We start from the raw sequence: 19,146 nt of genomic DNA on the forward strand, positions 1-19,146 counted from the left end.
GAGAGGGGCAGGAACCAGACGCTGTCAGTGACTTGCGCCGAGCTTCGTCAGTGGCGTGTCGGCCCGCTCACTCGCGCAGCACCGCCTGCATGATCGCGCCGGCCACCGGCCCGGCCGCCCCGCCGCCGCTGCCCTTACCTTCGGTGATGACGGCGAAGGCGTATTTGGGCTTGTCCATCGGGGCGAAGCCCATGAACCAGCGGGCGTTGGGGTTGTCCCCGCCCTGCTCGGCGGTGCCGGTCTTGCCGGCGATGTTGAACTGCGCCAGGTTCTTGGCGGTGCCCTCGGTGACCACGGCCCGCATCATGTCGGCCAGCTGGTCGGCCGTGTCCTCCTTGATCGCCTGGGCGAACCGGGTGGGTTCGGCCTTGTAGAGCTCGCTCTGGTCCTGGGCCCTGACCTTCTGCACGAGGTACGGCTTCATGATCTTGCCGTCGTTGGCGACCGCGGAGGCGACCATCGCCATCTGCAGCGGGGTGGAGCGGACGTTCTCCTGGCCGATGCCGGAACGGGCGGTGCCGTCCTGGCCGGTCTGGATGGTCTCGCCCGTCTTGGCGTTCTTGATCGAGACCGGCACGTCACTTTCAGTGGCGTACAGGTCGGGCTCGATCTCCACCCGCTTGTTGAAACCGAACTTGCTGGCGCCCTGGTTGAGCCGCTCGATGCCCATCTGCATCGCCAACTCGGCGAACGTGGTGTTGCAGGACTCGGCGAACGCGCCGCGCAGGCTGGCCGAACCGGCGCACTCACCCGTGTCGTGCGAGTTGCGTAGCGGGCTGTTCGATTCCGGCAGGACAAGCCGGCCGGTGTTGACCCGGCTGCTGCTGGTGAGGTTGTTCTGTTCCATCGCGATGGCGGCGGTGACCGTTTTGAAGGTGGAGCCGGGCGGGAAGGTCTGGCTCATCGCGTTGTCGATCAGCGGCTTGATCACGCCGGGTGTGTTCTCCAGCTGGACCAGCCGCTTGCCGCCGGGGATGCCCTTCTGCGGGGTGACCTCGTTGGGGTCGAAGGAGGGGTAGGAGGCCAGTACCACGATCGCGCCGGTCTCGATGTCGATCACCGCGGCGCCGGCCCGCCGGGACGTGCTGCCCTTGAGCCGGTTGTAGGCCAGTGTCTGGGCCTGGGTGTTGAGGGCGAGTTCGACGTTGGCGCCTTCGGCCTTCTTGCCGATGAAGGTGTCGAACCAGCGCTGCTGGGTGATTCGCTTGTCCTTGCCGCCCAGCAGCGAGTTGTAGGCCATCTCGACCTTGGAGGCGCCGCCGTTGAAGAATCCGGTGGTGGGCGAGAAGATCAGCCCGTCCTTGTAGGTGCGGCCGTATTTGGGGTTGTCCTTGCCGGTCAGGTCGGACTTGGCCAGGACCTGGCCGCCGGCGGTGATCTGCCCGCGCGGGGAGTTGAACACATCGGCGTACTGCCGGGCGTTGTTGCTGTCGGTGCGCAGCGCCTCCGCCTGGCTGCCCTGCACGTAGTTCAGCTGGGCCATCAGCCCGAAGAACAGCAGGAGCGCGAAGATCGCGACCCGGCGCAGCGGCTTGTCCATGTTCACTGGGTCATGCCCTCATTCCGAATGGCTTGCGGAGCGGGCTTGCGCGCGTCGTGGCTCATCCGCACGAGGATCGCGATGAGGATCCAGTTGGCCCTCAGCGAGGAACCGCCCTGGTGCGGCAACCCGTCGCAGACCCAAGGACCGGACGGTCAGCGCTTGAGCGCCCGGAACTTCTGAGCAGCGCGGTGATCTTCTCATAGTCCGCGTCGCCGTTCAGTTCGGTCAGCAGATCGTCCGGGCACAGTTCGTAGAGTTCCCCCCACCAGCGGCGTGCCTTGGTGTCCCAGATCCGGTAGCCGCCCGGCACTCCTCTGGCCACGTACCGTCTCCTGCTCACCGGCTGCCTCCGAGACGTCGTGCTCTGGGGTGGAGCGTGCTCTGAGGCGGGGCCGCGGTTCGGTGTACGCCTGTCGCATGCCGCTCAACCGTGCAGCCGCGCGTTGAGCCGTGCGGCCTGTCGTGTGAGGTGTTCGCGTTCGGGGAGGCTGGGCGCCGATTCGGCGGCTTCGGCGTAGAGCCGTGCCGCGGTCACCGGGTCGCCGTCACGCTCGTGCAGGTACGCCTTGACGGCGGTGTGGCGGGGCAGGGCGGGGTCGAGTCCGGCCAGGGCGGCCAGGCCGGCCCGGGGGCCGTCCGCCTCACCGACCGCGACGGCCCGGTTGAGGCGCGCCACCGGATTGCCGGTGAGGCGCACCAGTTCGTCGTACCACTCGACGATCTGCACCCAGTCGGTCTCCTCGGCCGCCTGGGCGTCGGCGTGGAGCGCGGCGATGGCGGCCTGGGCCTGGAACTCGCCCAGGCGGTCGCGGCCGAGGGCCGCCTGGAGCACCTCGACGCCCTCGGCGATCAGGCGGGTGTTCCACAGGCCGCGGTCCTGCTCGGCGAGGGGCACCAGCCTGCCGCCGGGACCGGTCCGTGCGATTCTAGAGTGGTTGGGGAGCCAGGTGCCTCAAGATGCCGGCGGACGTAGTCGCATTCGGCGCGGCGGTAGTACGAGAGCCCATTGGCGAAGGTGTCCTAGGCGGCGACTCGGTCTTCCCGTTGTTGCCGCTCGCGGCGTCGCTCAATGCGACGAAACAACGACCATTGCGTTATGGAAGCGGCCAGAACACTGAGCAGGAAGAGTAACGCGGCGGCAGCGTCGCTTCCACTGAGGCCCATGGCGCTAGTGGATCACAACCCGCTGTCGATTTCCTAGGGTGCGTTCTTCGATTACGGGCGCGGATCTGGACCCGCGGAGGGATCGGGGTTCCGACCGTCCAGTTGATGCAGGTCACGCGCAGTCGCGTTCCGGGCGGCTTCCTCAGCCGCATGTTCCAGCCGGCTTCGATGGTTGTCCCACCATGCCGAGTCGCCCGGCCCCACGCTGACGTTTCGCTTGTTCATCCCCACGGCACCGTCTTCGACCCAGGGCAGCGGCTCGCCGGAGGGCCGCCCGAAGGTGTCGCCGAGGTAGCCCAGCTCCACGGTGGCCGCGTGCTTGACCAGGCCCAGGATGTTGGTGCCGGTCGGCGTGAACGGGCGGCGCACGTCGTACTCCGTGAGACCTTCGAGCTTCCACAGCAGCGCATCCCGGGCGGACTGCAGGTAGAAGTGCAGGTCGGTCTTGGGATCCGATGCGGTCATGGGGCCATTCTGCCGCTCCGGTGATCTTCGTTGACCTGGCGGGAGGATCGGACCGGGTCGTTTGAGACGGGGTTGTCCGATCGCGCGGGACCTCGTCTTTCGGAAAGCGCTTGTCTTTCGGGAAGTGCTCGTCTGTCTGGACGTGGTCGCGTGTCTGGACGGTGGCCGTGTCGGGCGGCCGCATGCTGCGAGCGGATCCGCGACTCGCCACAGTAGGGTCGAAAGGTGATCAAGGCCGTGCTGTGGGACGTCGACGACACGATCTTCGATTTCACCGGCTCGGACCGGGCCGGGTTGCTGCGCCACCTCGAGGCGGAGGGGCTGCCTTCGGACGAGGCCGCGTTCGAGCGGTGGGGCCGGATCACCGCGATCGGGTACGGGCGCCTTGCCGCCGGAGTAGTGACCTACGACCAGCAACGCCGCGAGCGCGTCCGCACGTTCCTGGACCGGCCGCTGGGTGATGCCGAGGCGGACGCCTGGTACGGCAGGTACGAGGCGCTGTTCGAGGCGGCCTGGTCGGTGTTCCCTGACGTGGCGGGGGTCCTGGGCGCGCTTCCGTACCGGCAGGGGATCCTGTCCAACTCCAGCACCGTCCACCAGGAACGCAGGATGGCGGCTCTGGGGCTGCGCCATCACTTCGAAGTGCTGCTCTGCTCCGACGGGCTCGGCTGTGCCAAACCACAGCCCTCGGCTTTCCTGGCCGCGTGCGCGGCCCTGGATCTGCCGCCCGCCGAGGTCGCCTATGTCGGCGACAAGCTCGACGTGGACGCTGTGGGCGCACGGAACGCGGGCCTGCACGGCATCTGGCTTGACCGGGCGGGACCGGCCGCGCCGGTGCCGGAGGGCATACACCGGATCTCCTCGCTCGAAGAGCTCCCCGCGGTGCTGGCCCGCTGCTGAGGGGCATGGGCGCCGCTCCGGCCGGACGCCGGACATGGCGTGTTTCTTCTGAGTCGTCTTCCATGGTGTGACATTTCACAATCCTTCGGCGCTGGGGTGAGGAGAGAGCAGGGAGGGGTTCACGGGATGTCCGAGGGCGTCGGCGGTTATCTGGTTGTGGGCAGGAACGACAGGCCGTTGCCGGATCTGCATGTGCTGCGGCCGTTCCTTCCGGCGGTGACCGCGAACCGGCTCCGGGGCGATGGCTGGCAGGTCTGCGAGCTGGACGGGGACGCCGACATCGCGGACAGCGTGTCGCTGCTGGTCGACATCGCCGCCGCGACGTACGCGCCCGCGCTGCTGGCCTCGGTCGTGGACGGGGAGCACGCCGCCGTGGAGGGCTTCAGCGGGCTGAGCGGCTACTGGCGGACGTCGCTGGCCGGTGGGCCGGCCCCGGGTCCGCTGCCGGTCGGGGAGGTGGCGCGGCACCTGGTGGACTGGGCCGCCGCGGCACGCCGTACGGTCGATGCCGAGCCGATCACCGAGTTGCTGCGGGCGCCCGCGCCCCAGCGGGTGGACGGTGCGTTCGAGGAACTGCTCTCGTTGCTCGGCCTGGCGGGTACCGCAGATACCACTCCGGAGACATTGGACGGCCGCGCCGGCTGTGTGACGATCCGGAGATGGACACTCGGCTGAAGGCCTTCCTCGAAGGTGGACCGGCGGATCTCCCCGAGCGGATCGTGGGGATCACGCCGCCCGGTGTGGAGCTCAAGTTTCCGTTCCGCGGCGGGTACGAGCACTTCAGGGTGACACCGCGGCACCACGACACCCCCGAGGGCCGGCTCCCGGTCTTCGTCTGGTCGGGGCGGACCGCCACTGCCAAGTAGGCGCGGACGGCCCGGAGGCCTCCGCGGAGGCGCCGCGGAGGCGTTGCGGAAGCGTCTAGGAAGCGTCGCGGAGGCGCTGTAGAGGCGTTGCGGGCCGGTGACCAGGTCGCGTTCGCGGTCGGGCGCGACCCGGTTCCGTTGTGCGTCGCGCCGGTCGGGCCGGGACGCGCGCACGGTCAGCGGGTGTCCAGGAAATGGTCGAGGACGCGGGTGCCGAAGCGCAGGCCCTCGATCGGTACGCGCTCGTCCACGCCGTGGAACATCCCCAGGTAGTCCAGCTCCGGGCCCAGCATCAGCGGGGCGAAGCCGTAGCTGGTGATGCCGATCCGGTTGAAGGACTTGGCGTCCGTGCCGCCGCCCATCACGTACGGGACGGGGTACGCGGCCGGGTCCTCGGCGAGCAGGGCTCCGGCGAGGGCCGCGAAGGTGGGGCCTGCGGGGTCGGCGGCCGGGGCCTGCTCGTAGTTGATGAACTCGCGGGTGACCTTCGGGCCGAGCAGCCGGTCGATCGTGGCCAGGAACTCCTCGCCGGTGCCCGGCAGGTAGCGGCCGTCGACCTGGGCGTGCGCGGTGCCGGGGACGACGTTGACCTTGTAGCCGGCGTCCAGGCGGGTCGGGTTGGCCGAGTTGCGGATCGTGGACTCGAACAGCCGGCCCGGCGCCCCGAGGCGGCGCGCCTCCTCGTCGAGGCGGTCGTGGTCGAGGGCGGTGCCGAGCGCGCCGGCCAGGCCGTCCAGCAGGGCGCGCACGCCGGGCGTGATCCGTACCGGCCACTCGTACGCGGCCAGCCGGGAGACCGCGTGGGCCATTTCGGCGACCGCGTTGTCGGGCGCGGGCTTGGAGCCGTGCCCGGCGGTGCCGCGCGCGGTGAGCTTCATCCACATCGTGCCGCGCTCACCGGTCGCGATGGGGTAGATCCGCCGCTCGCCGCCCGCCGGCACGCTGAAGCCGCCCGACTCGCTGATCGCCTCGGTGCAGCCGGTGAAGTAGTCGCGGTGCTCGCGCGCCACGTACCGGGAGCCGAAGTCGCCGGTGCACTCCTCGTCGGCCAGGAACGCCAGCACCAGGTCGCCGCGCGTACGGCGGCCCTCGCGCAGCCGCTGCCGTACGACGGCGAGGGTCATCGCCAGGCTGCCCTTCATGTCGACCGCGCCACGGCCCCACACGCACCCGTCGCGGACCTCGCCCGAGAACGGATGGACGGTCCATTCGGCGGGATCGGCCGGGACGACGTCGAGGTGGCCGTGCACCAGGAACGCGGGGTGGGACGGGTCGGTGCCGGCGATCCGCGCGAGCACGCTCGACCGGCCGGGCGCGGACTCCACGATGACGGGATCGGCACCGGCGTCGTCCAGGAGGGCCGCGACATGCTCGGCGGCGGGCCGTTCAGGATCGGCGTCGCCCTCGCCCCGGTTGACGGTCCGGATGCGGATCAGGTCGGCGCACAGTGCCGCGACCTCGCCGGCCGCGCCGAGGCCCTGGTCCCGTACCCGCGGTTCGGTCATCTTCTCCCCGCCTTCCGATTCCCCGGCCTCCCGATGGGCCGGGGCTGGAACCCATGTGCTGCTGGGACGCCTGTGCTACTGGAAACCCGTGCTGCTGGAAACCATGTGCATTTCCGGTGGTATTTCGGCCGATTCCGAAAGGTTCCTTCGATTTTCGGGATGGGCTGACCTGTTGTGACGGCCATGATCATTGCGAGATGGTCTCGATCCGATGAAGAATCGCCAGTGGCGTACCCAAACGCCGCCAACGGTACAACGCTGCCTGCAACGCGCCGGGACGCCTCGCCCGGCCCGGATGAAGCCGACATCAGGGGAAGTGACATCGGGAAGAGGACATCAGGGAAGCGGCCTCGGGAGAAGCAGGCATCGGGGAAAGCGGGCATCGGGGAAAGAGGCATCGAGAGCAGCAGGCATCGGGGAAGCCGACATCGGGTGAAGGAGGACGCATGATCATCCTGAGGGGCGCGCGCCGGAGCGCCGCAGCGCTCACCGCGATGGCGCTGGTGGCGTCGGTCGGGGTCGTGAGCTGTGGCGGCGCCGACGGAGGCACCGGCGACGGGACGTTCACCGTCGGCCATACCGAGCCCGACCATCTGGTGCCGGGCAACACCACCAGCAGCTACTCGTTCAGCGTGCTGAGCGGGCTGTTCGACAACCTGGTGGGACTGACCAAGGACGGCAAGCCGGTCATGCAGGCCGCCCAGTCGGTGGAGAGCGAGGACCAGAAGGTCTGGACGATCAAGGTCAAGCCCGGCCAGAAGTTCCACAATGGCGAGCCGGTCACCGCCGGCAGCTTCGCCGATGCCTGGAGCAACGCCGCGTACGGGCCCAACGCCTACGAGGCCAACGACTACTTCTCGCAGGTCAAGGGGTACGACGAGCTCAACCCCGAGGACGAGGGCGCCAAGCCGAAGGGCGACAAGCTGTCGGGGCTGAAGGTGGTGGACGACACCACGCTCGAGGTCACGCTGAACGAGCCGTTCAACCAATTCCCGCAGCTGCTCACCTATCCGGCGTACGCACCGATGCCCAAGGCCGCCTTCCAGGACCTCAAGGCCTTCGAGAACCAGCCGATCGGCAACGGGCCGTACCGGATCAGCGGCAAGTGGACCCGCAACCAGCCGATCAAGCTCGTCCCGTTCGACGGTTACACCGGGCCGCGCAAGGCTCGGAACAAGGGCGTGACCTGGAAGCCCTACTCCAGCGCCGACACCGCGTACACCGACCTGCGGGCCGGGAAGCTCGACGTGATGCAGACGATCCCGGCCGCCAAGGTGCCCGAGGCCAAGCGCCTGCTGGGTGAACGGTTCCTGCCGCGCAAGATGGGGACCATCGACTACCTGGGCTTCCCGATGTTCGACAAGCGGTTCGCGAGCGCCGACCTGCGCAAGGCGATCTCGATGGCGATCGACCGCAACGGCATCAACAAGGCCGTCTACAACGGCGACTACATCGTGGCCGACTCGCTGCTGCCCGCGATCATCACCGGGCACCGGCCGAACGCGTGCGGGCAGCTGTGCACCTACAACCCTGCCGAGGCCAAGAAGCTGTACGACAAGGCGGGCGGCTTCAAGGGGACGCTGGAGCTGTACTTCTCCAACGCGCAGCCGACGTACTACCAGTGGATGCAGATCGTCGCGAACTCGCTGAAGCAGAACCTCGGCATCACCGACATCCAGTTCCGGCAGGTTCCGGCCGCCGACTACTTCGGGATGCTGTCGCGGCGCGAGGAGAAGGGCCCGTACCGGCAGAACTGGGAGGCCGACTACCCCAGCGCCCAGAACTACCTGCAGAACATGTGGGGCAGCACCGGCAACAAGATGGGCTGGGAGACCACCAAGGAGAACAAGGAGTTCGACGCCCTCATCACCAAGGGCAACGCGGCCGGCACCGAGCCGGAGGCGCTGAAGTTCTACCACCAGGCCGAGGACCTTGCCATCCGCGAGATGCCGCAGATCCCGCTGTGGACATGGGCGGGCCAGGGCGGCCGTTCGGACCGGGTCGACAACGTGACCATCACCCCGTACGCCAGCGGCCTGCTGGCCCACGAAGTGACGGTGAAGTAAGCACCGATGTGGCGCTACGTCCTCCGGCGGCTCCTGCAGTCGATCCCCGTCTTCATCGGCACCACACTGCTGATCTACGTGATGGTGTTCGCGCTGCCGGGCGACCCGATCCAGGCGCTCGCCGGGGACAAGCCGATCCCCGAGTCGGTGCAGCGGACGCTGCGCGAGCGCTACAACCTCGACGACCCGCTGCTGGTCCAGTACGGCAAGTACATGCTGGGCCTGCTCCAGGGCGACCTCGGGGAGAACTACACCGGCCAGAAGGTGTCGGAGATGCTGTCCGGGCGGTGGGGCGTGACGATCCAGCTCGCCCTCACCGCCTGGATCTTCGAGCTGCTGGTCGGGATCGGGCTCGGCGTGTGGGCCGGGCTGCGCCGCGGCAAGCTGGCCGACACGCTGGTCCTCGGCGGCACCACCCTGATGATCGCCGTCCCGGTGTTCGTGCTCGGCTACACCGCGCAGATCCTGCTCGGCGTGCACTGGCAGATCTTCCCGACCGCCGGGACCGACGACGGCTGGCCGCTGAGCTACCTGCTGCCCGGCATGGTGCTGGGCTCGCTCGGGCTCTCGTACGTGGCGCGGCTGACCCGGACCAGCCTCGCCGAGAACCTGCGCGCCGACTACGTCCGTACCGCCCGCGCCAAGGGGCTGACCCGGACACGGGTGGTCGTCCGGCACACGCTGCGCAACTCGCTGATCCCCGTGGTGACCTACCTCGGCGTCGACTTCGGCGTGCTGATGGGCGGCGCCATCGTCACCGAGGGGATCTTCAACCTGCCCGGCATCGGGCAGCAGGTGTTCCAGTCCATCCAGCTCAAGGAGGGACCGGTGGTGGTCGGCGCGGTCACCGTGCTGGTGCTGATCTTCCTGCTGGTCAACCTGATCGTGGACGTCCTGTACGGAGTGCTGGACCCGAGGATCCGCTACGAATGAGCCCGCCCGAGCAAATGAGCCTGCCCGAGCAAACGAGGCCGCCAGAGCGAACGAGGCCGCCAGAGCGAACGAGCCCGCCAGAGCGAAGTGAGCACGCCGGAGTGAACGAGCGCGAGCGATGGTGACGATGAAGGACGCGGACGGCCCGGCGGCGGCCGAGGCCGGCGGCCTCGTGGTCGGGCGTACGGCCTCGCTGTGGCAGGACGCCTGGCACGATCTGCGGCACCGCTGGGTGTTCTGGTGGGCGACGGCGGTCCTGCTGCTGGTCGGCCTGATGGCGGCCGTGCCCGCCCTGTTCACCGACCGGGGCAAGAACGAGAACTGCGACCCCAACCTGACCCGGCTCCCGCCCGGCGGCGAGCATCCGTTCGGGACCGACCTGGCGGGCTGCGACTACTTCGCGCACGTGGTGCACGGTGCCCGCCCGACGCTGCTGATCGGCGTCGCGGTGACACTGTTCGCGCTGCTCATCGCGATGGTGTTCGGGATGCTGGCGGGCTACTACGGCGGCCTGCTGGACACCGTCGTCGCCCGGATCACCGACGTGTTCTTCGGGCTGCCGTTCGTGCTCGGCGCCACCGTCATCCTGGTCGCGTTCCCCGGGCACGGCATCGGCGCGATGACGCTGGTGCTGGCGCTGCTCGGCTGGACCACCATGATCCGGATCATGCGGGCCCAGGTGATCGCGGTGCGCGGCGCCGACTACGTCCAGGCCGCCCGGCTGCTGGGCGCCTCCGACCGCCGGATCATGATGCGGCACATCCTGCCCAACGCGATAGCTCCGGTGATCGTGGTGGCCACTTTGAACGTGGGGAACGTGATCTCCGGCGAGGCGACGCTGGACTTCCTCGGTGTCGGGCTGCAGTACCCGCAGGTCTCCTGGGGACTCCAGCTCAACCTGGCGCAGTCCTACTTCGTCGACCATCCCCATCTGCTGCTGTTCCCCGCGGTGTTCCTGTCGGCGACCGTGCTCAGCTTCCTGATGCTCGGCGACGCCGTCCGCGACGCCCTCGACCCGAAACTCCGGTGACCATGGCCTCCGCAGACGAGCCGCCCCCGGTTCCCGCATCGTCCCCGGTTCCCGCATCGGCTCCGGCTCCGGTTCCCGCAGACGGGCCCCCAGGCCGGCCCGCAGACGGGCCCGCAGGAGGGCACGTCCCGCTGCTGGTGGTGGACGACCTGCACGTGGAGTTCCGCGTGCGGGGCCAGGACATCCGGGCGGTGAACGGGCTCTCGTACACTCTCGCCGAGGGGGAGACGCTCGCGATCCTGGGCGAGTCCGGATCGGGCAAGAGCGTCGCCGCGCAGGCGGTGATGGGCATTCTGGACACCCCGCCCGCCCGCGTCACCCGGGGCTCGGTACGGCTGCGCGGCCAGGAACTGCTCGGCCTGCCCGAGCGGCGCCGCCGCGAGTTCCGCGGCGACCGGATCTCGATGATCTTCCAGGACGCGCTGACCGCGCTCAACCCGGTCTACACCGTCGGCGCCCAGATCAGCGAGATGTACCAGGTGCACCGCGGGATGCGCCGCAAGGAGGCTAGGAGCAAGGCCGTCGAGCTGATGGAACGGGTCCGCATCCCGTCGGCCAGGGAGCGGCTCGGCGACCATCCGCACCTGTTCTCCGGCGGCATGCGCCAGCGCATCATGATCGGGATGGCGCTGGCACTGGAACCCGACGTGCTCATCGCCGACGAGCCGACCACCGCGCTGGACGTCACCGTCCAGGCACAGATCATGCGGCTGCTGGCGGATCTGCAGGACGAGCTCCGCATGGGCCTGGTCCTCATCACCCACGATCTCGGTGTGGTCGCCGGGGTCGCGGACCGGATCGTGGTCATGTACGCGGGCTCGGTGGCCGAGCAGGCGTCCGCCCGGGACCTGTACGCCCGGCCCGCCCACCCGTACACCGCCGGACTGCTGGCTTCGGTCCCACGGCTCGATCGTGCCCCAGCGGGGGAACCGTCCTCCGCGTCCCACGGCAAGAACAGGCGGGGCGGTGAACGCCTCGTACCGATCAAGGGGACGCCGCCCAACCCGGCCGCGCTGCCCTCGGGCTGCCCGTTCCGGGCCCGCTGCCCCCGCGCCGAGGCGGTCTGTGCCGACGAACGCCCGGCGCTGATCGAGGTGGCGCCGGGCCACTCCGCCGCCTGCCACTTCGCCGAGGAGGTCCACCGTGGTTGATAAGCGCGTGGTTGATAAGCGCGTGGTTGACAAGCGCGGGGTTGATGAGCGCGAGGCCGGCAGCCTCATCCTTGAGGTCGAGGACCTGGTCAAGCACTACCCGGTGCACCAGGGTGTGGTGATCAAGCGCGAGGTCGGCCGGGTCAAGGCCGTCGACGGGGTGAACCTGGAGCTGCGCCGGGGCGAGACCCTGGGCGTCGTGGGGGAGTCGGGCTGCGGCAAGTCCACGCTCGCCCGGCTGCTGCTGGCCGGCGAGCGTCCCACGTCCGGCACCGTACGGTTCGAGGGCCGCGACATCTTCGAGCTGCCGCGCCGCGAGCTGCGTGCGATGCGCCGCCGGATCCAGATGGTGCTGCAGGACCCGTACTCCTCGCTCAACCCGAGGATGACCGTCGGTGACATCGTCGGCGAGCCGTTCGCCATCCACCCCGAGGTGGCGCCCAAGGGGGAACGGCGGGCGCGTGTGCAGGAGCTCCTGGAGCTGGTCGGGCTCGATCCCGACCACGTCAGCCGGTACCCGCACCAGTTCTCCGGCGGGCAGCGCCAGCGCGTCGGCATCGCCCGCGCGCTCGCGCTGCGTCCCGACGTGATCGTGTGCGACGAGCCGGTCTCCGCGCTCGACGTCTCCGTCCAGGCGCAGGTGATGAACCTGCTGGAGGACCTGCAGGAGGAACTGGGGCTCGCGTACGTGTTCATCGCCCACGATCTGGCCGCCGTCCGGCACATCTCCGACCGGATCGCGGTCATGTACCTCGGCAAGGTCGTCGAGACCGGCGACGGGCACCGCATCTACGAGCATCCGACCCACCCGTACACGCAGGCCCTGCTGTCGGCGGTGCCCGTTCCCGATCCCGAGCTCGCGAGCCTGGACCGGCAGATCATGCTGGAGGGCGAGCCGCCGTCGCCGCTCGACCCGCCGTCCGGCTGCCGGTTCCGCACCCGCTGCTGGAAGGCCGAGGACGTCTGCGCCCGGGAGGAACCGGCGCTGGTGGAACGGGACGGCTCGGCGCACCCGAGCGCCTGCCACTTCGCGGCCGGACGCGCATCGGTGTAGGACCGGCCCCTACAGCTGGAAGCCCGTGCCGCTGGAAGCCCGTTCAGCTGGGGAGCCGTGCAGCTGGAGAGCCGTACAGTTGGGGAGCATGGCACGGAAGGCAAGAGGAGCGCGGCTCAAGCCGGACCGTCACACCGTCGGCTCCGGTGAGGCGGAGCTGCTGCGCGACCCCGACCGTGACGGCGGCTGGGTGCTGTGCGTGGGCGGCGTGCCGCAGTCGTACGTGGACTTGAACGATCCGACCTACCTCGACTTCGAGTACATGCGGCTGATGGGCGATGTCGTCGACTGCCTGGCGCCGCCGGCGATGGCGCTGGACGCGGCCCACATCGGCGGGGCCGGCTGCACGCTGCCGCGCTACATCGCCGCGACGCGGCCGGGCTCGCGGCAGGTGGTGTTCGAGCCGGACGGTCAGCTCGTGGGGCTGGTGCGCGAGCGGCTGCCGGTCAAGAACGTCCCCGGGCTCAAGATCCGGATCACCGACGGCCGGTCCGGGACCGCCGCGCTGGCCGACGGGGCCGACGACCTCCTGGTGATGGACGCCTTCGCGGAGGCGTCGATGCCGGTCGAGCTGGCCACTCGCGAGTACACGCTGGAGGCGGCGCGGGTGCTGCGTCCCGGCGGCGTCTACCTGATGAACGTGGCCGACGGGTTCCGGCTGGCCTACGCCCGGCGGGTCGTGGCGACCGTACGGTCGGTGTTCCGGTACGCGCTGCTGCTCGGCGAACCGGGCGTGCTGCGCGGCCGCCGGTTCGGCAACCTCATCATCGCCGCGTCGAGCGAGCCGCTGCCGGTCGGCGAGCTGACCCGCCGCGCCGCCGCCGGAGCCGTTCGCGCGCGCCTGATGGCAGGGGACGAGCTGGGCGGCTTCTGCGCGGGCGCGGCCCCGCTGCGGGACGGCGAGGACGTCGAGGCGCCGGTACCGCCCCCGCAGGTCTTCGGCCGCCCCTGACCGTGGTTCCCGTCGGGCGATCTGCTCGCCGCGCGACGGCTGGTGGTAGCCGCCCAAAGGCGGCCGCCCAGAAGGCCGGCAGAGCGGCCGGTAGGGCGGCTGGCAGGAAGGCCGGCAGGGCGCCGGTAGGGGCCCGCATCTGGTCTTCATCTCGATCGTGGGGGTGGATCGCCACCCCTTTCGCTATTACCGCACCGAATATGCCGTGGAACGGTTCATCGAGGGCTCGGGGCTGCCGTACTCGATACTGCGTGCGACGCAGTTTCACGAGCTCATCGCGCAGGTCCTGGGCGCCGCCGCGGCCGTGCCCGGGGGTGATGCCGCCGCCGGCCGGCTTTCGCTTTCAGCCGGTTGACGTGGGCGAGGTCGCCGAGCGCATGGTCACGCTGGCTTTGGGTGAGGCCGCCGGGCGGGCCGAGGACATGGGAGGGCCTGAAGCCCTGTCCATGGAGGAGCCGGCGCGCGTATCTGACCGCATGCGGACGGTGACGGGCGCTGCTGCCGGTACGGTTTCCTGGCGCCGTCTCCCGGGCCTTTCGCGGCGGCGCGCACCTGGCGCCCGATCACGCGACCGGCTCGGTGACTTGGGGGAAAGTTCCTGGCCGGACGGGACTTCTGACAATGCGGGAAACGCCTGGACACGACCGGTTCTGTCAGGTGGGGTGCACGTACTTCGCTGATCTGTCTCGAAGACGCGCGCAATGTCCCATAATTGAGCGATGCAGTCGTCCACCCGAATTCTGATTCTCGGCATGGATGCGTCCGGCAAAATCCTGCAGTTCGACCGCAACGCCGCGGCCGTGCTGGCCGAGAATCCCGAGGACCTGCTGGGTGCGCGCCTGGGCGAGGTGATCACCGGGGCGCAGGACCCGCTGGACGAGGCCCTGCGGTTCGAGCGCGAGCGCACCACGATGCTCACGGTCGAGACCTGGCAGGGCGCCACCTACGACGCGGTCGTCACCGTGCATCCGATGAGCGGGAGCACGCCCGACCTGGCCGCGCTGGCGGTGATCCGCGTCCCGGTGCCGCTCGCCGACCGGTTCCTCGACCCGGCGGTCATCCGGCGCGCCCTGCTGGAGGACTCGCTGCCCCGGCTGGGCGCCACGCTCGACCTGGAACTGCTGGCGCGCGGCCTGATGAGCGTGCTGGTCCCGCATTTCTGCAACTCCGGCGGCCTGCTGCTGATGGAGAGCATGGTCGGCGACGACGAGCCGCCGCCGCAGTCGCAGGTCGAGGACGGCTCGCCCCCGCTGCGCCGGATGGCGGTCGCGTTCGACGACGGCGACCAGTCCTGGGACGCCACGTTCCCGACCGGCGAGGTCTTCACGTACCCGCCCGGGACCCCGTACGTGCGGTGCATGGAGACCGGCTCCCCGGTGCTGGTCGGCCTCGGCGGTGAGGGCGCCGCCCGGATCGCCGACAACTGGCGGCGGCCCCCGGTGGCCGACCTGCTCAAAGGCGCGTCGATGCTGATCCTGCCGATCTTCGTCGACGGCGCGATGCTCGGCTTCTTCGTCTGCACCCGCAACGTGGCGCACCGCCCGTTCGACGCCTACGACATCGAGATCGGGATGGAGTTCGCCAGCCGCGCGGCGATCTTCATCGAGAGCGCCCGCAAGTACGGGCGGGAACGCGCCACCGCGCTCACCCTGCAGCGCAGCATGCTGCCCACCGGGCTGTCGGCGCCGTCCTCGGTCGAGGTCCACCACCGCTACCTGCCGGGCAGCCGGCTGATCGAGGTCGGCGGCGACTGGTACGAGTCGATCGCGCTCCCCGGCGCCCGCGTCGCGCTGGTCGTCGGGGACGTGGCCGGGCACGGTGTCCGCGCCGCGGTGACGATGGGCCGGCTCCGTACCGCCATCCACACCCTGGCCGCGCTGGAGCTGCCGCCCGCCGAGGCGCTGGAACGGCTCGACTCGCTGATGCAGACGCTCGGCGAGCGCGAGCCGCACTTCGCGACCTGCGCCTACGTCGTGTACGACGCGGTCAGCGGGCGCTGCGAGGTGGCCAGCGCCGGGCACCTGCCGCCGCTGCTGGCCCCGCCGGACGCCGACGCCGCGTTCCTGGACGTGCCGCCCGCCCCGCCGCTCGGCGTCGGTGACGGCCCGGTTGTCACCCGCGAGTTCACCGTTGAGGACGGCACGCTGCTGTTCCTCTACACCGACGGGCTGGTGGAGAACCGGTCGCGTGACATCGACGACGGCCTGGCCCGGCTGCGCCGCACGTTCTCGCGCGGTGCCGCGGCCCGGCCGCTGGAGGAGCTCTGCCAGGCCACCCTCGACGGCGTCTTCGACGACCAGCACCGCGACGACATCGCGATGCTGCTGGCCCGGCTCAGCCGGATCCCGGCCGACGACCACGTCGCCTGGGAGCTGCCCGCCGATCCGGCCGCGGTCCGGCGGGCCCGCGGGCTGATCCGTACCCGGCTCGGCGACTGGGGCCTGTCGGAGCTGGCGCCGTCCACCGAGCTGCTGGCCTCCGAGCTGGTCACCAACGCGCTGCAGCACGCGGGCGGGCGGATCACCGTCCGGCTCGTACGCGAGGGCGGGCTGGTGTGCGAGGTCTTCGACTCCTCCGACGGACGGCCGAGGATCCGGCACGACGAGGGCGCCGGGATGGCCGAGTCGGGCCGCGGCCTGCACGTGGTCGGCCGGCTGGCGAACCGCTGGGGCGTGCGCCGTACCGCCGGCGGCAAGGCCGTCTGGGCCGAGCAGGAGCTGCCCTAGTCCGGCCCTGACCCGCCCCGACCCGCCGCCGGCGGGTGCCTGACGCCGTACGTGCCTGGCGCAGTGCGTGTCTGCGCACTACATGTCTGCGCACTACGTGTCTGCGCCGTACGTGGCTAGCGCAGTACGGAGATGTGCACGTGGTCGTAGTGGTTCTGGGTGATGCTGCCGCGGTCGCCCATGGGGCGCCAGCCTCCGCCGCGGATGTTCCAGATGTGCTGCTTCCAGATGACGTAGGAGATGCCGAGCCGGCGGGCGTTGCTGATCGCGTACTGCGCCACCTGGTCGCCGTGCCGCATCGCGCCCGCGCTTGGCATCCGGCCGCCGCTGCTCTCCATGAAGTCGCAGGCCCGGCCGTGGCCGTGGTCCTGCGCGTCGGCGCCGCTGCGGTAGCAGCCGATGGTCGGGAACGGGCCGAACATCCCGTCGATCTCCAGCACGAGCGTGCGCAGCGTCGCGGTCATCATGTTGCCCGTGATCGGCGATCGGGCCGACCGGACACCGTCCGGCCGCTCGGTGACGCGCGGCTGCCTGCGCGTCTTCTGGGACGCCGGGATGTTCGCCGGGGCGTTGAGCCGGGCGATCCTCGTACCGGCGGGCAGGATCCGCTTGAGCTGCTTGGACAGCGCCTTGGCGTCGGCCTTGGGCGCGCTCACCACCAGCGCGTTGCCCTGCGGCATGCCGAGGGCGCGCGCCTTCTTCCTGGAGACGACCGCGTCGACGTCGCCGATGCCCATCGCCGCGTACGCGCCCACACGGACCTGCCCGGGCTGGTCGCTGCGGCCCGCCTGGACGACGCCGCCGAGAGGGAGCGAGCCGTCCTGGCTCATGCTGAACGAGACCGCCAGCGCGCCGGTCGCGACCGTCTGCCACAGCTGGTCGGACTCCGCTGACTGGGCCGGGGCGAACGAGCGGAACGACGACGGGTCCACACCCATCAGCCCCATCCGGCGGCCCCCGACCTGTGCGCGCGCGGCGTCCACCACGGTGACGCCCTTGACGCCCTTGAGGCGCCGCGTACGGTCCACGACGGCGGCGGGGATGGTTCCGCTACCGGCGATGAGGAGATGGGGCGTGTGGCGCTTGGTGAGGGGCGCCACCACCGGCGCCTGGGGCGCCGCGCCGCCGGCGACCGAGACCAGCCGGTCGTCACCCGCCCTGTCGCCCTCGCCGTCCAGCCGCCCCGAGGCGACCACCACGACATCGGTGACCAGTGTGACGGCCAGGGCCATCCCGACGGCCGCCGGAAGCACCCGGCCACCCAGCGGGCGACCCGTTCCGCCGCGCGCTCTCACCGAATGCGCGCCCTCCCTGCCTGAACCGCGCCTGCCCGTCCAGCCCCTGCCTGACCCGCCCGTGCCTGACCCGCCCGTGCCTGACCCGCCCGTGCTTGACCCGCCCGTGCGCACCCGCGCCTCCGTCCTGACTCAGCGTGCCCGGCGGAGGCGAGGAGGGGCTCGCCGCCGATCTGCCCGTGCCTACCCGGCTGTCGTACGCCTGCGCTCCGTTGTACGACCGTGCCGTCTTGTACGACCGTGCTGTCTTGTAACCACGCGGCCTTGTCCGACTGCGCGGCATATTAGGCCGCATATTAGACAGCCGGGCCAATGCGCCGCCAGTCAGAGTCCGGCGGCGCGCCCGATGATCTCCTTCATGATCTCGTTGGAGCCGGCCCAGATCCGGGTCACCCGGGCGTCCATCCAGGCCCGCGCCACCCGGTACTCGCGCATGTAGCCGTAGCCGCCGAACAGCTGCACGCAGCCGTCGATGATCTCGTTCTGGATCTCGGAGGTCCACCACTTGGCCTTGGAGGCGTCCTCGGTGCTCAGCTCGCGGGTCAGGTGCGCGGCCAGGCACTGGTCGACGAACGCCTGCGCCACGTCCAGCTTGGTGATCAGCTCCGCGACCAGGAACTTGTTGTGCTGGAACGCCCCGATCGGCTGCCCGAACGCCTTGCGCTCCTTGACGTACTCCAGGGTCTCCTCCAGCACCCCGCGCGCGTGTGCGAGGTTGCCGATGGCGCACGACAGCCGCTCCTGCGGCAGGCGCTCCATCATGTGGATGAAGCCGCGGTCCAGTTCGCCGATGACGTTCGCGTCCGGGACCCGGACACCGTCGAAGAACAGCTCGGACGTGTCGGCCTCGGGCTGGCCCACCTTGTCGAGCTTGGTGCCGCGCGAGAACCCCGGCATGTCCGCCTCGACCCCGAAGAGCGTGATCCCCTTGGCGCCCTTCGCCGGATCGGTCTTGGCCGCCACGATGATCAGGTCGGCATGGCCGCCGTTGGTGATGAACGTCTTGGAGCCGTTGATCACCCAGGCGTCGCCGTCCCGGACCGCGGTGGTCTTCAGCGCCGCCAGGTCCGAGCCGCCGGACGGCTCGGTCATCGCCATCGCGGTGATCAGCTCGCCGGTGCAGAACCCCGGCAGCCACTTCTTCCTGGCCTCCTCGGTGGCCAGTTCCAGCAGGTACGGGGCGCAGATGTCGACATGGATGGACACGATCGAGTTGTAGGCGGCCGCGACCCGGGCCAATTCCTCGCCGACGACCGCGTTGAACCGGAAGTCGCCGGCGTCCTGGCCGCCGTACTCCGCGGGTACCTGCATGCCGAGGAAGCCCTGCCGGCCCGCCTCCAGCCACACCTCGCGCCTGAGCATTCGCTCAGTCCGGATGTCCTCGTCCAGCGGCACCAGGGTGCGCTCCACGAACTCTCTGACGGACTCGCGGAACAGCTCATGATCGGGTTCGAAGACGGTACGGCGCATCGGGACCTCCCAGTCGGTTGCGCGCC

Annotated in this window: 17 protein-coding genes and 1 pseudogene; 11 read left to right on the top strand and 7 right to left on the bottom strand. The window is 70.3% G+C overall.

Going from position 1 to position 19,146, the window contains the following annotated elements; translation table 11 throughout:
* Positions 1-67: 67 nt before the first annotated feature.
* From ACH34Q_RS41160 to ACH34Q_RS41175, 4 genes and pseudogenes are all read right to left on the bottom strand, one after another.
* Positions 68-1,540 (bottom strand): peptidoglycan D,D-transpeptidase FtsI family protein, encoded by a 1,473-nt coding sequence (locus tag ACH34Q_RS41160; protein WP_395988660.1) that lies wholly within the window; start codon positions 1,538-1,540, stop codon positions 68-70.
* Between the two features lie 100 nt (positions 1,541-1,640).
* Positions 1,641-1,865 (bottom strand): hypothetical protein, encoded by a 225-nt coding sequence (locus ACH34Q_RS41165; RefSeq protein WP_395988630.1) that lies wholly within the window; start codon positions 1,863-1,865, stop codon positions 1,641-1,643.
* A gap of 102 nt (positions 1,866-1,967) precedes the next feature.
* Positions 1,968-2,471: pseudogene (locus ACH34Q_RS41170) on the bottom strand (DUF6596 domain-containing protein); the annotation flags it as partial.
* Between the two features lie 287 nt (positions 2,472-2,758).
* Positions 2,759-3,172 (bottom strand): DUF664 domain-containing protein, encoded by a 414-nt coding sequence (locus ACH34Q_RS41175; RefSeq protein WP_395988631.1) that lies wholly within the window; start codon positions 3,170-3,172, stop codon positions 2,759-2,761.
* A gap of 225 nt (positions 3,173-3,397) precedes the next feature.
* On the opposite strand from ACH34Q_RS41175, the gene ACH34Q_RS41180 reads away from it, so the two are divergent.
* The 3 genes from ACH34Q_RS41180 to ACH34Q_RS41190 all read left to right on the top strand — a co-directional run bounded on the left by ACH34Q_RS41180 (position 3,398) and on the right by ACH34Q_RS41190 (position 4,938).
* Positions 3,398-4,072 (top strand): HAD family hydrolase, encoded by a 675-nt coding sequence (locus ACH34Q_RS41180; RefSeq protein ID WP_395988632.1) that lies wholly within the window; start codon positions 3,398-3,400, stop codon positions 4,070-4,072.
* A gap of 177 nt (positions 4,073-4,249) precedes the next feature.
* The gene (locus ACH34Q_RS41185) at positions 4,250-4,747 is read left to right on the top strand and encodes a hypothetical protein (protein ID WP_395988633.1); all 498 of its coding nucleotides are present in this window, start codon (positions 4,250-4,252) and stop codon (positions 4,745-4,747) included.
* A complete protein-coding gene (locus ACH34Q_RS41190; protein ID WP_395988634.1) occupies positions 4,732-4,938 on the top strand; it encodes a DUF5988 family protein in 207 nt (68 codons plus the stop codon). Before ACH34Q_RS41185 ends, ACH34Q_RS41190 begins: the two co-directional genes overlap by 16 nt.
* A 176-nt stretch (positions 4,939-5,114) precedes the next feature.
* Here ACH34Q_RS41190 and ACH34Q_RS41195 read toward each other — a convergent pair whose 3' ends face one another.
* Entirely contained in the window at positions 5,115-6,443 is a 1,329-nt protein-coding gene (locus tag ACH34Q_RS41195; protein WP_395988635.1) for a M20/M25/M40 family metallo-hydrolase, read from the bottom strand.
* Between the two features lie 446 nt (positions 6,444-6,889).
* Between ACH34Q_RS41195 and ACH34Q_RS41200 the strand changes: the two genes are divergently transcribed.
* From ACH34Q_RS41200 to ACH34Q_RS41235, 8 genes are all read left to right on the top strand, one after another.
* Positions 6,890-8,509 carry an ABC transporter substrate-binding protein gene (locus ACH34Q_RS41200; protein ID WP_395988636.1) on the top strand — a complete coding sequence of 540 codons (1,620 nt, stop codon included), beginning with the start codon at positions 6,890-6,892 and terminating at the stop codon, positions 8,507-8,509.
* A gap of 6 nt (positions 8,510-8,515) precedes the next feature.
* Positions 8,516-9,442 (top strand): ABC transporter permease, encoded by a 927-nt coding sequence (locus ACH34Q_RS41205; protein WP_395988637.1) that lies wholly within the window; start codon positions 8,516-8,518, stop codon positions 9,440-9,442.
* A gap of 118 nt (positions 9,443-9,560) precedes the next feature.
* Positions 9,561-10,472, top strand: coding sequence for an ABC transporter permease (locus ACH34Q_RS41210; RefSeq protein WP_395988638.1), 912 nt, complete (start codon positions 9,561-9,563; stop codon positions 10,470-10,472).
* 140 nt (positions 10,473-10,612) lie between these two features.
* Complete coding sequence (locus ACH34Q_RS41215; protein WP_395988639.1) at positions 10,613-11,623, top strand: ABC transporter ATP-binding protein; 1,011 nt, start codon at positions 10,613-10,615, stop codon at positions 11,621-11,623.
* A gap of 22 nt (positions 11,624-11,645) precedes the next feature.
* Positions 11,646-12,677: an ABC transporter ATP-binding protein gene (locus ACH34Q_RS41220; RefSeq protein ID WP_395988640.1), complete on the top strand. Its 1,032-nt coding sequence runs from the start codon at positions 11,646-11,648 to the stop codon at positions 12,675-12,677.
* Between the two features lie 88 nt (positions 12,678-12,765).
* Positions 12,766-13,629: a spermidine synthase gene (locus ACH34Q_RS41225; protein WP_395988641.1), complete on the top strand. Its 864-nt coding sequence runs from the start codon at positions 12,766-12,768 to the stop codon at positions 13,627-13,629.
* 157 nt (positions 13,630-13,786) lie between these two features.
* Positions 13,787-13,984 carry a hypothetical protein gene (locus ACH34Q_RS41230; protein WP_395988643.1) on the top strand — a complete coding sequence of 66 codons (198 nt, stop codon included), beginning with the start codon at positions 13,787-13,789 and terminating at the stop codon, positions 13,982-13,984.
* Positions 13,985-14,381: 397 nt separating this feature from the next.
* Entirely contained in the window at positions 14,382-16,355 is a 1,974-nt protein-coding gene (locus tag ACH34Q_RS41235; protein ID WP_395988645.1) for a SpoIIE family protein phosphatase, read from the top strand.
* 116 nt (positions 16,356-16,471) lie between these two features.
* On the opposite strand, the gene ACH34Q_RS41240 is transcribed toward ACH34Q_RS41235, so the two are convergent.
* Together ACH34Q_RS41240 and ACH34Q_RS41245 are read right to left on the bottom strand one after the other, a co-directional pair.
* The gene (locus ACH34Q_RS41240) at positions 16,472-17,608 is read right to left on the bottom strand and encodes a hypothetical protein (RefSeq protein ID WP_395988646.1); all 1,137 of its coding nucleotides are present in this window, start codon (positions 17,606-17,608) and stop codon (positions 16,472-16,474) included.
* A gap of 366 nt (positions 17,609-17,974) precedes the next feature.
* Positions 17,975-19,120 carry an acyl-CoA dehydrogenase family protein gene (locus tag ACH34Q_RS41245; protein WP_395988647.1) on the bottom strand — a complete coding sequence of 382 codons (1,146 nt, stop codon included), beginning with the start codon at positions 19,118-19,120 and terminating at the stop codon, positions 17,975-17,977.
* Positions 19,121-19,146 lie beyond the last annotated feature (26 nt).

The sequence above is a fragment of the Actinomadura sp. 9N407 genome, from assembly GCF_044326315.1.
Lineage (GTDB): Bacteria > Actinomycetota > Actinomycetes > Streptosporangiales > Streptosporangiaceae > Spirillospora.